The sequence below is a fragment of the Methylobacterium sp. D53M genome (assembly GCF_053345625.1).
Genome location: NZ_JBKFAL010000005.1, coordinates 58,572 through 71,861 on the forward strand (window position 1 = coordinate 58,572; position 13,290 = coordinate 71,861).

Genomic DNA, 13,290 nt, shown 5'->3' on the forward strand with positions numbered 1-13,290 from the left:
TCAGCCCTTCACCACCGCGTCGATCGCGTCGATGACGTGGTCGATGTTGTGGGTGTTGACGGCGGCGACGCAGATCCGGCCCGTCTCCAGGGCGTAGACCTCGTGGTCCTCGCGCAGGCGGGTGGCCTCGGCGGGGCTCAGGCCCGTGTAGGAGAACATGCCCTTCTGCGCCTTGATGGCGTCGAAGCCGCGCTCCGGGTGGCGCTGCTGCAGGCTGTCGGCCATCCGCTCGCGCATGGCGCGGATCCGGTCGCGCATCTCGCCGAGTTCCCGCTCCCAGTCGGCGCGCAACTCCGGGTCGGTGAGCACGATCTCGACGATCGCCGCGCCGTGGGTGTGCGGGTTCGAGTAGCTCGCCCGCACCAGCCGCTTGGCGAAAGCCTCGACCTTGGCCTTCGCGGCCGGGTTCTCGGCCACGATGGTGAGCGCGCCGACGCGCTCGCCGTAGAGCGAGAACGACTTCGAGAACGAGGACGCGACCAGGAATTCCTGGCCGGACTCGGCGAACAGGCGCACCGGCTCGGCATCGGCGTCGAGGCCGTTGCCGAAGCCCTGGTAGGCGATGTCGAGGAACGGGATCAGGCCGCGCTCGGCCATGAGGGGCACGAGGTCCCGCCACTCGTCGAGGCCGAGATCGGCGCCGGTCGGGTTGTGGCAGCAGGCGTGCAGCACCACGATCGAGCCCTTCGGCAGATCCTGGAGATAGGCCTTCATGGCCGGGTAGTCGGCGCCGCCGGTCTCGGCCGAGAAGTAGGGATAGTCGACCACGGTGAAGCCGGCCTGGCCGAACAGCGCCTTGTGATTCTCCCAGCTCGGGTTGCTCACCGCCACGGTGGCGTTCGGGTAGAGCTTGGCCAGCAGGTCGGCGCCGGTCTTCAGCGCGCCGGTGCCGCCGATGCTCTGGAGCGTCGCGGCCCTGTTCTGGGACAGGATCGGCGCGCCCTTGCCGAACAGGAGTTCCTGGACCGCGTCGCGGAACGGCTTGGTGCCCTCGATCGGCCGGTAGGTCTTCGGCAGGCCCTTCTCGATCCAGCGCTTCTCGGCGGTCTGCACGGCGCGCAGGCGCGGCACCTTGCCGTCCGCGTCCGTGTACACGCCGACCACGAGGTTGAGCTTCTTGGGGCTCGGGTCGGCGTTGAAGGCCTCGAACAGGCGCATGATCGGGTCGAGCGGCGCGTCCTGGATGCCGGCGAACAGCGAGGTCATGATCGTCAATCGTCCCAGAGGGTCTCGGCCGGCGACGCGTGGAAGGGCGCCGGCACGCCCGGCGACGGGCCGGGCCGACGCCCTTATTCCGCACATCGCGCCCGCCCGCCAGCGCTTCCGCGCGCATCAGCGTCCCGATCTGCTCAACGATCTGCGCGACGCTGCGCCCGACGATAGGCCGTACGATCCCGGTCCGGTGCCCTTCCGGTCGGGGCGCCGACGGTCCTAGAGTGCCACCATGATCCGTCGCCTCCTCCCGTTCCTCGCCCTTCTCCTCGCGGCCGCCCCGGCCGTCGCGCAGGCACCGGTGCGGATCGGCCTGTCGGCGCCGCTGACCGGTCCGGATTCCGCCTTCGGCCAGGGGCTCCGGCAGGGCGCCGAGCAGGCGGTGGCCGATCTCAACCGCGTCGCGGGCGGCCGCCCGCGCTGGGTCCTCGTCCCGGCCGACGACGGCGGCGACGCGCGGCAGGCCGTCACCGTCGCGAAGAAGTTCGCCGCCGACGGCGTGCGCCTCGTCGTCGGGCCGCTCGAATCCGGGGCGGTCGCGGCCGCGGCGCCCGTCTACGAGGAGGCGGGCGCGGTCATGGTCGCGCCCGCGGCGGCCTACGGGCCGCTGACCGGGCGGGGCCTGTGGAACCTGTTCCGCCTCGGGCCGAGCGACGCGCAGCAGGGCCGGGCGGCCGGGGCCTACCTGGCGAAGGCCTTCGCGGGACGCCGGGTCGGGATCCTCAGCGACCGCTCGACCTTCGGCCGCGGCCTCGCCGACGCGGTGGCGGCGCGGCTGAAGGAGGCCGGCACGCCGGAGGTGCTGTTCGACGGCTTCCCCCGGGGCAGCCGCGACCTCGCGGACCTCGTCGCGCGGCTGAAGGCGGCACGCCTCGACGCGGTGTATTTCGGCGGCCTCGCGCCCGAGGCCGCGACCCTGCTCCGCGCCATGCGCGAGGCCGACCTCGGCGCGACCCTGGTGGCGAGTGACGGCATCCTCGACCCCGCCTTCGCCGCCGCGGCCGACGGGGAGGGGACGGTCATGACCCTGGTTCCCGATCCGCCGCGCCTGCCCGAGATCCGCGGCGCCCGCCCGGCGCCGCGCTCCCCCGAGGCGGAGAGCGTCGCGGCCAACGCCTACGCGGCCGTGGAGCTCCTGGCGCAGGCGACCGAGCGCGCCCGCGCCGCCGACCCGAGGACCGGCCGCATCGCGGACGGCCACAAGGTGGCCGAGGCCGTGCGGACGGGGCCGTCCCGGACGCTGCTCGGATCGGTGGCCTTCGACCCGCGGGGCGACCGCGCCGGAGCACCGATCGCCCTGCGGATCTGGCGCCGGACGCCGGACGGTCGCCTCGACTACGCCGGCAACGACGCCGAGCCCTGAGAGCCGGCAAATCGTGTCGATGACGGAACGTGTTCGGTGTCCGTGACTTGCGGCCGGTTCCCGCGGGGACTACATGCGGGCGGTGCTGCTGAGCTGGCGCGGGCGGTCCCCCGGATCGGATCCGCGCCCTGCGGCGTTTCCCGAGCTCGATGACAGCCGAACACGCATTGCCGGAACGCCTGCTGCCGGACGGTCCGACTGGAGAAGGTGCATGGCGAAAGAAGAATTGATGCAGTTCGATGGTCTCGTGATCGAGATCCTGCCGGATGCGCGCTACCGCGTGCAGCTCGACCAGGGCCACGAGATCGTGGCCTACACGGCCGGCAAGATGAAGAAGAACCGCATCAAGACGCTGGCGGGCGACCGGGTGACGGTCGAGATGTCGCCCTACGACCTCGAGAAGGGACGCCTCGTGTTCCGCCACAAGGACGAGCGCTCGTCCGGACCCCGCCCGCCGGTGCGCGGCGGTCAGTTCCGCCGCCGTTGACGACCGGGCGCGCGCGCCGGGCTTCCCCGGCCGCGCCCGCCTACTTGCTCTTGACCGTCACGGCGCTGCTCTGGGCCGGCAACGCCGTCACCAGCCGCTGGGCGCCCGGTCACGTGTCGCCCCAGGTCATCACGACGCTCCGATGGGCGGTCGCCTGCCTGGTGCTCATGCCCTTCGCCGCGCGCCGGCTCGCCGCCGCGTGGCCGCTCCTGCGGCCGCACTGGCTGCGCATCCTGCTGATGGGCGGCCTTGGCTACACGGCCTTCAACTGCCTGTTCTACGCGGCCGGTGTGCATACCGGCGCGATCAACCTCGCCCTGTTCCAGGGGGCGATCCCCGTGCTGGTGATCGTCCTGAACCGGCTCGCCTACCGGGTGCCGGTCACGCCGGGGCAGGTCCTGGGCGTGGCGCTGACCCTGGTCGGCGCCGGCCTCGCCGCCACGCACGGCGACCTGTCCGTGCTCACGAACCTCGCCTTCAACCGCGGCGACGTGCTCGTCTTCGGCGCCTGCCTGCTCTACGCGGGCTACACGATCTTCCTGCCGACGCGCCCGAAGGTGCCGGCCCTGGTGTTCTTCGCCGCGATGGCGGTCGCGGCCTTCGTCACGTCGCTGCCGCCGCTCGCCGTCGAGTGGGCGACGGGCCACGCCGTCTGGCCCAACCGCGAGGGCTGGCTGATGGTCGCCTTCGTGGGCCTCGGGCCGTCGCTGCTGGCGCAGCTCTTCTTCATGCGCGGCGTCGAGATCATCGGCCCGAACCGCGCCGGCCTGTTCGTCAACCTCGTGCCGATCTTCGGCGCGATCCTCGCCGTCCTGCTGGTCGGCGAGCCGTTCGGCGCGACGGAAGGGGTCGCCCTGGCCCTGGTGCTGGCCGGGATTGCGTGCGCCGAGCGCCTGAAACCGGCGCCCGCCGCAGAGGCGACTCCGGAAGCCGCCTACTCGCAGACGCGGACGCGGCGGATGTAGACGTCGCCGTAGGCATCGTAGGTCCGGCGGCGCTCGAAGTGGCAGACCGGGCCGTAATCCTCCTCGACGTAGACCGGCGGCGGGGCGCGGTAGACCGGGCGGCCCGGGTAGTAGCCGTTGTTGGCCGACGCGATGGCGCCGCCGACGGCCAAGCCGCCGAGCACGCCGAGGGCAGCCGCGCCGCCGGCGCCGATGCCGTCGCGGGCCTGGGCGGCCGGCGCGAGCGTGGCGAGGCTCCCGACGACAAGGCTCGTCGCGAGAAGGTACTTCATGACATCCCCCTGAAAGCAGGCGATTCGTGCCGATCGATCGGCACAGAGCTGCTAGCACACCCGAGCTTTGGGGCGTTTGTTCGGCCGCACGTGCCGGCTTGACGTGAGGTGCTCCGCCGCACCAAACCCGGGGGCGAGCCGGAGGGCGAGCGAGAGGAGCGGCGACCGTCATGGTGACACGGGGCTTCGTCGGACGCAGGCAGCCGCCCGAGACCGGCGCGCGCCTGCCGCCGGGTCAGTATCTCACCGCAGATTTCCCGATCCTCCAGATCGGCCCCAACCCGACCGTCGACATGGCCACGTGGCGCTTCACGCTGCGCGAGGGGGCCCGGCCGATCAAGGCGTGGAGCTGGGCGGAGTTCGAGGTTCTGCCCCGCACGACCTGGCGCGGCGACATCCACTGCGTCACCAAGTGGTCGAAGTTCGACACGACCTGGGAGGGCGTCAGCTTCGACGACATCCTGGCCGATGCCGGGATCGCGGCGCCGACCGGCTACCTCCTGGCGGAATCCCACGACGACTACACCACGAACGTGCCGGTGGCCGACCTCGTGGGCGGCCGCGCCCTGGTGGCGACGCGCTACGAGGGCCATCCGATCCATCCGGATCACGGCGGCCCGGCGCGGCTGTTCGTGCCGCATCTCTACTTCTGGAAGAGCGCCAAGTGGGTGAAGGGCCTCCGGTTCACCCAGACCGACACGGCCGGCTTCTGGGAGCTGCGCGGCTACCACATGTACGGGGATCCCTGGCGTGAGCAGCGCTACATCGGTGACTGAGGCGGTTCCTGAGGTGGTGACTGGCGCAGTGACGGACACGGTGACGGACACAGTGACTGACCCGGCGTTCGAGCCCATCGTCTTCCGCTGGCACGAGGCGGAGATCACCGCGATCGCGCCGGTGACGCCGCACGTGAAGAGCGTCCGGCTGCGCTGCGGCCTCGCCGAGTCCTACCGGGCCGGACAGCACGTCGATGTCCGGCTCACCGCCGAGGACGGCTACCAGGCGCAGCGCAGCTACTCCGTCGCCTCGGCGCAGGACGGCAGCTACACCCTGGAGCTGATGATCGAGGCCCTGCCGGACGGCGAGGTGTCCGGCTGGTTCTCGCAGTGCGCCGAGGTCGGCGACCGGGTCGAGCTGCGCGGGCCAATCGGCGGCTCGTTCTCCTGGGACGGGACCGACGGCGGGCCCCTGCTCCTCGGCGGCGGCGGGTCCGGCGTGGTGCCGCTCCTGGCGATGCTGCGGCGGCGGGCGCAGAACTGGCGGGCGATCCCGGCGGCGCTGATCTACTCGGCCCGCACCCGCGCGGAGGCGATCGCGGTCGCCGAGCTGGAGCGGCTCGCCGAGACGGATCCCAACTTCTCCCTGCATCTCGCCACGACGCGCGAGCCCGGCGGCAAGCGGATCGACGCGCACCTCGTCGCCGACGCGCTGGCGCGGATCGGGGCGCCCGGGAAGGTGTTCCTCTGCGGCTCGAACCGGTTCGTGGCCGCGGCCTCGGACCTGATCCTGGCGCAGGGCGTCGCGCCGGGCCTGATCCGCACCGAGCGCTTCGGCGCCTGAACGAGGCCTGGCGCTTTCCGGTCGAGGATCTCGGCTCTGTCGTCGTTGCCAGCGGAGCGACGCAATCCGGAGTGCGCCACGTTCTCCAACTTCGCGCCGCCCCGGGTCGCTTCGCTGCGCTCGCGACGACGGAGCGGGTTGCATCGGCCGAAGCGTTCCGCCGGAAGCCGAATCAGGGGCTGAAGATCAGCACGAGGTAGACGAAGAACAGCACGAGGTGCACCGCGCCCTCCAGCACGGTGGTGCGTGAGCCCGAGAAGGTCTGGGCGCTGAGGATCAGCGTCACGGCCAGCAGGGTCATCTCGGTCGGCTTGAGGCCGAGCACCACGGTCTGGCCGGTGAGCAGCCCGATGGTCAGGATCGCCGGCACGGTGAGGCCGACCGTCGAGGTGGCCGCCCCCAGGCACAGGTTGATCGCCCGCTGGAGCTCGTTGCGGGCCACCGCCTTGAGCGCCGAGATCCCCTCCGGCGTGAACACGATGGCGGCGATCAGCACGCCGCCCAGCGCCGTCGGCGCGCCGAGCGCCGCGATGCCGTGGTCGAGGATCACCGCGAGGCTCTTGGCCAGGATCACGATCGGCAGGACGTTGGCGAGCAGCAGGCCGACATGCTTGGCGACGCTGCCGCCCGAGACCGGATCCGCGCCGTGCGGCGGCTCCGTCGCCTCGGGGATCTCCGCGTCGATGAAGAACTCGCTGTGGCGCCCGGTCTGGATGAGCAGGAACACGCCGTAGAGGGCGAGGGTGAACACTGAGAACGTGACCGCCTGAAGCGTCGTCAGGGTCCCGTCGCTGGTGGAACTGGTGAAGTTCGGGATGATCAGCGCGATCGTGGTGAGCGGGATGATCACCGCCATGAAGGCTGAGGCACCCTGGAGGTTGTACCGCTGCTGGTGGTGGCGCAGGCCGCCGACCAGGAGACCCAGCCCGACCACGCCGTTCAGCACGATCATCAGCACCGCGAACATCGTGTCGCGGCCGAGGGTCGGCGCGTCCTTGGCCGACAGCATCACGGCGGAGATCAGCGCCACCTCGATGATGACGATCGCCAGCGTCAGGACCAGCGTCCCGAGGGGCTCGCCGAGGCGGTGTGCCAGTTCTTCGGCCTCGTGCACCACGCCGAAGGCGGCCCAGACGATCACGGCGAGCAGCCACGTGAACAGGCCCCCCGCGAACAGGGGCTGCGACAGGTCTCCGAGCCAGTCCTTGCCGAACCACGTGAAGGCGAGAACCGTCGCCCAGGCTACCGCCACCCGCAGGGCTGCCATCATGATGAACGTGTACTCCGCTCGGTTCGCGTCGGGCCTCGACGTGCGCGATTCACGGGAGCCATAGCAGGTCGTCGGACCAGTGTCGGCGTCGACGGCCGATCGGCCGCGGGTCCATTCGCGCGCCGATGAGGCGGGCCGGATCCCGGATCGAGCGCGCGCAACCGCCCCATGCTGCGACGGGAGTGGTCAGTCGGCCCGGTTGGCGTTACCTTCCGGGCACCCGAATAAAGTCCGGCGCCTGATTCCCCCGCCGCGCGATGGCGCGCTGCCGGGCGCGGCACGGCCGTTGAGAGTTCCCGAAGCTTGCCTTTCCCGACCCTGCCCGCCCCCCTCGCGCGGGCCCTGAGCGACCGCGGCTACGCCGACCCGACGCCGGTCCAGGCCGCCGTGCTGGAAGCCGCCGCCGGCTCGCGCGACCTCCTCGTGTCGGCCCAGACCGGGTCCGGCAAGACCGTGGCCTACGGCCTCGCCATGGCCAGCATGCTGATCGGGGAGGCCGAGCATCTGCCGCCCCCGGCGGCGCCCCTCGCCCTCGTGATCGCCCCGACCCGGGAACTCGCCCTGCAGGTCCAGCGGGAGCTGTCCTGGCTCTATGGGCCGGCCGGAGGCCGTGTCGCGGCCTGCGTCGGCGGCATGGATCCGCGCCGGGAGAGCCGGATGCTCGCGGACGGCACCCACATCGTGGTCGGGACGCCGGGCCGCCTGCGCGACCACCTCGAGCGCCGCAACCTCGACCCGACGGCGCTGCGCGCCGTGGTCCTCGACGAGGCGGACGAGATGCTCGATCTCGGCTTCCGCGAGGACATCGAGTTCATCCTCTCGGCGACGCCCGCGGAGCGGGCCACCTACCTTTTCTCCGCGACCCTGCCGAAGGCGATCGAGACGCTGGCCGAGCGCTACCAGCGCGGGGCCCTCCGGCTCGCGATCAAGGGCGAGACCAAGGGCCACGCCGACATCGCCTACCGGGCGGTGCGGATCATGCCGCGGGAGACCGAGCACGTGGTGCTCAACCTCCTGCGCGAGGCGGACGCCAAGACCGCGATCGTCTTCTGCAACACCCGCAACGCCGTCCGGCACCTCCAGGCCAGCCTGACCGAGCGGGGCTTCTCGGTGGTGGCGCTCTCGGGCGAGCTGGGGCAGGGCGAGCGCAACGCCGCCCTCCAGGCCCTGCGCGACGGCCGCGCCCGCGTCTGCGTCGCCACCGACGTGGCCGCCCGCGGCATCGACCTGCCGTCGCTCAGCCTGGTCATCCACGCGGATCTCCCGCACGACGCCGAGGTCATGCAGCACCGCAGCGGCCGCACCGGCCGTGCCGGCCGCAAGGGCACCTCGGTGCTGCTGATTCCCAATTCCCGGCGGCGCCGGGCCGAGCAGATGTTCGCCATCGCCAAGGTGAGCCCCGAATGGTCGGGGCCGCCCTCGGCCGACGAGATCCGCCGGCTCGACGGCGAGCGCATGCTCTCCGACCCGCTCTTCGCCGAGCCGCCGGCCGAGGAGGACGTGGCGCTGGCCGAGACGCTGCTCGCCGGCAAGAGCCCGGAGGAGCTCGCCGCGCTCCTGGCCCGCGTGTACCGCACCCGCCTGCCGGCCCCCGAGGAAGTCAGCGATCCGGGCGAGGGCCGCGCCCCCCGCGGCGAGCGTCCGCCCTACGACCCGATGGACCCGGAGCGGATCGCCGCCATGGGCCCGGCGGTGTGGTTCCGGCTGAACCTCGGCCGCCGCGACAACGCCGACCCGCGCCGGCTGCTGCCGATGCTGACCCGTCGGGGCGGGATCGGGCGCCAGGAGATCGGCGCCATCCGGATCTTCGACCGCGAGACCAAGTTCGAGGTGCGGGGCAACGCGGCGGCGCGCTTCGCCGAATCCTTCGCCCGCAACGGCTCGCCGGAGATCCAGGTCGAAGCGCTCGCGGGCGATGGGGCGCCGGCCGAGCGCCGGGGCCCGCCCGCCGGACCGAAGGGATTCGCGAGCCCGCGGGCCGGCAAGCACCAGCGCAAGGCCGAGCGCACCGGGCCGAAGGGCGACAAGGCCGGGCGCCAGACGGGCCGGGCCTGAGCGCCGGCCCCGGCAGACGTCCGGCCCCGTGAGCGGGGCCGGCGCGGCGGATCAGAAGACGTTCTTGACGGCGTCGCCGAGGGCGTCGACGCTCTCCTTCAGCTTCCGCCCGGCCGGCGCCAGGGACGGGAGCTTGATGCCGAGCACCTCGGTGTCCTCCGCCTCGGCGGGCTCCGCCTGGGCAACGGTCGCGGCGGCGCCCTTCGCCTTGTCGGCGGTCCGCGTCGGCGCGGGCGTTTGGCGGGTCGCCGCCTTGGGCGCGGGCTTCTCGGGGCGCTCGATCTTCTCGGCGCGCTCCGTCCTCTCCGATTTTACGGAGCGCTCCGTCTTCTCGGCCCGCTCCTTCTTCTCGGGACGCTCGGCCTTCTCCGCGCGCTCCGTGCTCTCCGCCACCGGCTTCGGCACGGCCGGCTCGACGAGCTCGCGGGCCCGGACCGTCTCGGAGGCGCGGGGTGTTTGAAGCGCGGCCGTGCGGACCGGCGCCAGAGGCGCGACTTCCCGCGCGGCCGCGACCGGCGTGACGGGCGTCGGAACCGGGATGCGCTGCGTCGGCGCGACGGGGGCGGCGGCGACCTTCGCGGGCTGCGGGGCCGCCGGCCGCGGGGCGTCGGGCGCGGGCGGCGTCGGCGCGGGCGTGATCGCCGCGAACGCCTCCGGCAGCGACACCATCCTGAGCGCCGGTGTCTCCGGCTTGGCGGGCTGCGCCGGGGCAGCCGCCGCCTGGACGGAGCCCTTGATGGCGGGCAGCCCGTCCTTCAGCTCCGGCCAGTCCGCGGCCTGCCGGGACGCGACGATCTTCACGGGGGTCGGCGCCGCCAGGCCGGCCATCACCGTCGAGGCGGCGACGCCGAAGCCGACCAGCGCGCTCGCGCCGGCCACGCTGAACAGCGCGACCTTGAGATTCAGCGACGGCCCGGGCTTGGCCGACGGCGTCCGGTCAGGCCGGGTCTCGGACGGGTCGAGGTTGAGATCGATCATAGGCCGGGGTCTCTGACACGATACACGCCGCGCGCGACCGGGCTCCCCTTCACCGGCCGCCACACTCCGAGGATTCGAAGGTGGTTCGACTCTGGTGGCGATAGAGGAGCTGCAATACGGCGCAATGATGTCGGTCCGAATTGCCTGCCCAGCCAGTCCTGGCGCGGCTATCCACAAGATTACGCCGCGCCGCTTAAGAATCGGTGTTCGCCCCGTCCGCGGCACTGGGGGCGGGGCGGCCTGAGCACGTCCGGGGCGCCACTCTGCCGGCCGCCCGCGGCGGGCGCCATGGACTTCGCCGGCGCGGTCGCTATGCGTCAGCGCGTGGATACCCGCCCGAACCTGTCCCCGCGTACCGAGACGGCCGAAGCGCCGGACGCTCCCCGGCTCCGCCGCTGGCCCTGGTCGGCGTGGTCCACCCGCGCGCGGCTCGTCGCGGTGGTCCTGCTGATCGACGCCTTCGCGGCCGTGATCTCCTGCGCGGTCATCGTCCTGAACGCCCGGTCGGCCGTGCGCGTCGAGACCCGCGCGTCGCTCGCGACCGTCGAGTCGCTGGTGGCCGACACGATCCGCCTGTCCGACACCGCCGCGCCCGACACGCTGCTCCAGACCCTCGACCTGCGCTTCAAGGTCCTCCGGCACGTCCGGGTCGCGGTGCTTGACGCGGACGGCGACGAGGTCGGCCGGCCGCTGCCGCCGCCGCGCGCCGACCGGGAGGCGCCGCGCTGGTTCGCCGACCTGATCATGCCGCCGATCGAGCGCCACGCCCTTCCGATCGTCGTCAACGGGCGGCGGCTCGGCACGGCGCAGATCACCACGCAGCCGATGGACGAGATCGACGAGATCTGGGGCTACGCGCGGGCGCTCTCGCTGACCACCCTTGCGATCAACGCCGCGATGCTGATCGCGCTCTACATCGCGCTGGGCCGGATCCTCGCGCCGCTGCGGCGGCTCGGCGCCGGCCTGACCCAGCTGGAGCACCACGACTACACCGCCCGTCTGGAGCCGCCCGGCGCCCGGGAGCTGGCCGTGATCGCCGAGCGGTTCAACAAGGTCGCCGAGGCCCTGGGCGAGGTCCGGGCCGCCAACGGCCGCCTCAACCGCCAGCTCCTGACCGCGCAGGACGACGAGCGCCGCCGGACGGCCCTGGAACTGCACGACGAGTTCGGCCCGTGCCTGTTCGCCCTGGAGGCCAACGCCGCCTCGATCGGCCGCATCGCCTCCGGCACGGCCGAGCCGAGCCGCGAGAAGCTCTCCGCCCGGGCGGCCGAGATCAGCGCGATCGTCGGGCAGGTCCAGACCGTCAACCGGGAACTCCTGAACCGCCTGCGGCCGCACGGCCTCGGGCAGGCGCCCCTGGCAACCTGCCTCGACCTGCTCCTGCGCGGCTTCGGGCAGCGCCATCCTGGCATCACCTTCGCGGGCCGCTTCGACGGGCTGGCCCGGGGCTACGGCGACCTCGTGGACCTCACGGTGTTCCGCTGCGTGCAGGAGAGCGCCACCAACGCCGTGCGGCACGGCGCCGCGACCCGGGTGGAGGCCGCGGCGACCGAGACCGGCGGCCGGATCGACCTCACCATCCGCGACAACGGCACCGGAATCCCGCCGGAACACGGCACCGGGCTCGGTCTGTCGGGGATGCGCGAGCGCGTGGAGGCCCTCGACGGCACCTTCGCCCTTGACAATGCCGGCCCCGGGGCGATCGTCCGGATCACGATCCCCGTTCCGCCTGACCGGGGCGACGAGAACAACACCGCGCCGAGCGCATGAACGCCATCGCATCCCAGATCGACGCCGCCGCCACGCGCCTGCCGGTTCTCGTCATCGATGATCACCCCATCGTTCTGCAGGGCTGTCGACGCGTGCTGGAGGATTCCGGCGTCGAGACCATCGCGGAGGCGACGACCGTCGTCGGCGGCTACCGGATCTTCCACCGGCTCCGCCCGCCGGTCGTGATCTGCGACCTGACCTTCCAGGGCAGCGGCATGGCTGGGCTCGGCCTGATCCGGCGGATCCGGGCGGTCGCGCCCGAGACGCGTATCCTGGTCTTCAGTATGCACAACGACCCGGTGATCGTCGCCCGCGCCCTCGAGGCGGGGGCCCTGGGCTACGTCCTCAAGGACCACGCCTCGGCCGAGCTGTTCGAGGCCTTCGCCAAGGTCCGCGTCGGCGAGGTCTACCTCGACCGGCGCCTCGCCACCGAGGTGGCGATGCTGCGTGCCGACGCACGCCGCGCGCCGGAATCGCAGCTGACTCCCCGCGAGCAGCAGATCCTGGCGCGCCTCGCGCAGGGCCGCTCCTACGGAGCCATCGCGGCCGACCTGTCGGTGAGCTACAAGACCGTGACGAACGCCTGCTCGCAGATGCGCCAGAAGCTCGGCGTGCGCACCCTCGCCGAGCTGATCCACGTCGCCGTCACCCACGCGCAGCGGCAGGGCTAAGCCGTGGCGTCCCCCGGACCTGACGACGCCTTCTCCCGGGATGCCTGGGCGCGCAACGCCGCCGCCTACGAGACCATCCGGTCGATGCCGTTCAACGCCGAGCTCGCCGCCGGCACGCTGCCGCAACACCGGTTCCGGCACTACATCGTGCAGGACGCGCACTACCTGATCGGCTTCGGCCGGGCGCTGAGCCTCGCCGCCGCGAAGGCGCCGGATCCGGACACGATCGTGCAGTTCTCCCGCGCCGCGCAGGAGGCGATCGTGGTCGAGCGCGCCCTCCACGGCGGCTTCTTCCGCGACTACGGCATCGGGCCGGAGACCTTCGCGGCCACGCCCCTGACGCCGGCCTGCGACCACTACGTCAGCTACCTCACGGCCACCGCCTACGCCGAGCCCTACGCGGTGGTCTGCGCGGCCCTGCTGCCCTGCTTCTGGATCTACAAGGCGGTCGGCGACGACATCTTCGCCCGCGCGGCGCCCGACAACCCGTACCGCGCCTGGATCGACACCTACGCGGGCGACGATTTCGCCGCGGCGGTCGCGGCCATGATCGCCGCCACGGACCGCGCGGCGCGGGACGCGTCGGAGGCCGAGCGCGCGCGGATGCACCAGGCGTTCACGCAGGCCACCCGGCTCGAGTGGCAGTTCTGGGACAGCGCCTACCGCGACGCGGCCTGGGCCCTGTGA

At 72.7% G+C, this 13,290-nt stretch carries 13 protein-coding genes; 9 read left to right on the forward strand and 4 right to left on the reverse strand.

All coding sequences use genetic code 11. The features are described 5' to 3' along the window. Entirely contained in the window at positions 1 to 1,206 is a 1,206-nt protein-coding gene (locus ACLBYG_RS11015; protein WP_447681479.1) for an amino acid aminotransferase, read from the reverse strand. 238 nt (positions 1,207 to 1,444) lie between these two features. Here ACLBYG_RS11015 and ACLBYG_RS11020 point away from each other — a divergent pair, with 238 nt between their 5' ends. The 3 genes from ACLBYG_RS11020 to ACLBYG_RS11030 all read left to right on the forward strand — a co-directional run bounded on the left by ACLBYG_RS11020 (position 1,445) and on the right by ACLBYG_RS11030 (position 4,027). After that, on the forward strand, positions 1,445 to 2,575 hold the full coding sequence (locus tag ACLBYG_RS11020; RefSeq protein WP_447681480.1) for a branched-chain amino acid ABC transporter substrate-binding protein: 1,131 nt from the start codon (positions 1,445 to 1,447) through the stop codon (positions 2,573 to 2,575). A 211-nt stretch (positions 2,576 to 2,786) separates the two neighbouring features. Next, the gene (infA, locus tag ACLBYG_RS11025) at positions 2,787 to 3,062 is read left to right on the forward strand and encodes a translation initiation factor IF-1 (protein WP_012320343.1); all 276 of its coding nucleotides are present in this window, start codon (positions 2,787 to 2,789) and stop codon (positions 3,060 to 3,062) included. Then, positions 3,059 to 4,027 carry a DMT family transporter gene (locus ACLBYG_RS11030; protein WP_091927178.1) on the forward strand — a complete coding sequence of 323 codons (969 nt, stop codon included), beginning with the start codon at positions 3,059 to 3,061 and terminating at the stop codon, positions 4,025 to 4,027. The genes infA and ACLBYG_RS11030 overlap by 4 nt, the downstream gene beginning before the upstream one ends. Here the strand turns inward: ACLBYG_RS11030 and ACLBYG_RS11035 are convergent. Beyond that, entirely contained in the window at positions 3,997 to 4,299 is a 303-nt protein-coding gene (locus ACLBYG_RS11035) for a hypothetical protein (RefSeq protein ID WP_012320341.1), read from the reverse strand. The two genes, ACLBYG_RS11030 and ACLBYG_RS11035, sit on opposite strands and share 31 nt — an antisense overlap. A 170-nt stretch (positions 4,300 to 4,469) precedes the next feature. On the opposite strand from ACLBYG_RS11035, the gene ACLBYG_RS11040 reads away from it, so the two are divergent. Continuing rightward, positions 4,470 to 5,075, forward strand: coding sequence for a sulfite oxidase-like oxidoreductase (locus ACLBYG_RS11040; protein ID WP_447681481.1), 606 nt, complete (start codon positions 4,470 to 4,472; stop codon positions 5,073 to 5,075). A gap of 40 nt (positions 5,076 to 5,115) precedes the next feature. Then, positions 5,116 to 5,859 carry an FAD-binding oxidoreductase gene (locus ACLBYG_RS11045; protein ID WP_447681482.1) on the forward strand — a complete coding sequence of 248 codons (744 nt, stop codon included), beginning with the start codon at positions 5,116 to 5,118 and terminating at the stop codon, positions 5,857 to 5,859. A 172-nt stretch (positions 5,860 to 6,031) separates the two neighbouring features. Here the strand turns inward: ACLBYG_RS11045 and ACLBYG_RS11050 are convergent, their stop codons facing one another. Next, on the reverse strand, positions 6,032 to 7,129 hold the full coding sequence (locus tag ACLBYG_RS11050; protein ID WP_447681483.1) for a calcium:proton antiporter: 1,098 nt from the start codon (positions 7,127 to 7,129) through the stop codon (positions 6,032 to 6,034). A gap of 303 nt (positions 7,130 to 7,432) precedes the next feature. Between ACLBYG_RS11050 and ACLBYG_RS11055 the strand changes: the two genes are divergently transcribed. Further along, positions 7,433 to 9,184 (forward strand): DEAD/DEAH box helicase, encoded by a 1,752-nt coding sequence (locus ACLBYG_RS11055; RefSeq protein ID WP_447681484.1) that lies wholly within the window; start codon positions 7,433 to 7,435, stop codon positions 9,182 to 9,184. A gap of 51 nt (positions 9,185 to 9,235) precedes the next feature. Here ACLBYG_RS11055 and ACLBYG_RS11060 read toward each other — a convergent pair whose 3' ends face one another. Then, positions 9,236 to 10,162 carry a hypothetical protein gene (locus ACLBYG_RS11060; protein ID WP_447681485.1) on the reverse strand — a complete coding sequence of 309 codons (927 nt, stop codon included), beginning with the start codon at positions 10,160 to 10,162 and terminating at the stop codon, positions 9,236 to 9,238. 288 nt (positions 10,163 to 10,450) lie between these two features. Between ACLBYG_RS11060 and ACLBYG_RS11065 the strand changes: the two genes are divergently transcribed. Genes ACLBYG_RS11065 through tenA form a run of 3 tightly spaced genes read left to right on the forward strand, consistent with a single transcriptional unit; the run spans position 10,451 to position 13,290 of the window. Then, on the forward strand, positions 10,451 to 11,932 hold the full coding sequence (locus ACLBYG_RS11065) for an ATP-binding protein (RefSeq protein WP_447681486.1): 1,482 nt from the start codon (positions 10,451 to 10,453) through the stop codon (positions 11,930 to 11,932). Continuing rightward, the gene (locus tag ACLBYG_RS11070) at positions 11,929 to 12,603 is read left to right on the forward strand and encodes a response regulator (RefSeq protein ID WP_012320334.1); all 675 of its coding nucleotides are present in this window, start codon (positions 11,929 to 11,931) and stop codon (positions 12,601 to 12,603) included. The genes ACLBYG_RS11065 and ACLBYG_RS11070 overlap by 4 nt, the downstream gene beginning before the upstream one ends. Positions 12,604 to 12,606: 3 nt before the next feature. Next, positions 12,607 to 13,290 carry a thiaminase II gene (tenA, locus tag ACLBYG_RS11075; RefSeq protein ID WP_447681487.1) on the forward strand — a complete coding sequence of 228 codons (684 nt, stop codon included), beginning with the start codon at positions 12,607 to 12,609 and terminating at the stop codon, positions 13,288 to 13,290.

Coding starts and splice junctions, on each gene's coding strand:
- ACLBYG_RS11050 (WP_447681483.1), bottom strand. CDS start 7,129: ATGATGGCAGCCCTGCGGGTGGCGGTAGCCTGGGCGACGGTTCTCGCC.
- infA (WP_012320343.1), top strand. CDS start 2,787: ATGGCGAAAGAAGAATTGATGCAGTTCGATGGTCTCGTGATCGAGATC.
- ACLBYG_RS11040 (WP_447681481.1), top strand. CDS start 4,470: ATGGTGACACGGGGCTTCGTCGGACGCAGGCAGCCGCCCGAGACCGGC.
- ACLBYG_RS11060 (WP_447681485.1), bottom strand. CDS start 10,162: ATGATCGATCTCAACCTCGACCCGTCCGAGACCCGGCCTGACCGGACG.
- ACLBYG_RS11015 (WP_447681479.1), bottom strand. CDS start 1,206: ATGACCTCGCTGTTCGCCGGCATCCAGGACGCGCCGCTCGACCCGATC.
- ACLBYG_RS11035 (WP_012320341.1), bottom strand. CDS start 4,299: ATGAAGTACCTTCTCGCGACGAGCCTTGTCGTCGGGAGCCTCGCCACG.
- ACLBYG_RS11065 (WP_447681486.1), top strand. CDS start 10,451: ATGGACTTCGCCGGCGCGGTCGCTATGCGTCAGCGCGTGGATACCCGC.
- ACLBYG_RS11070 (WP_012320334.1), top strand. CDS start 11,929: ATGAACGCCATCGCATCCCAGATCGACGCCGCCGCCACGCGCCTGCCG.
- ACLBYG_RS11020 (WP_447681480.1), top strand. CDS start 1,445: ATGATCCGTCGCCTCCTCCCGTTCCTCGCCCTTCTCCTCGCGGCCGCC.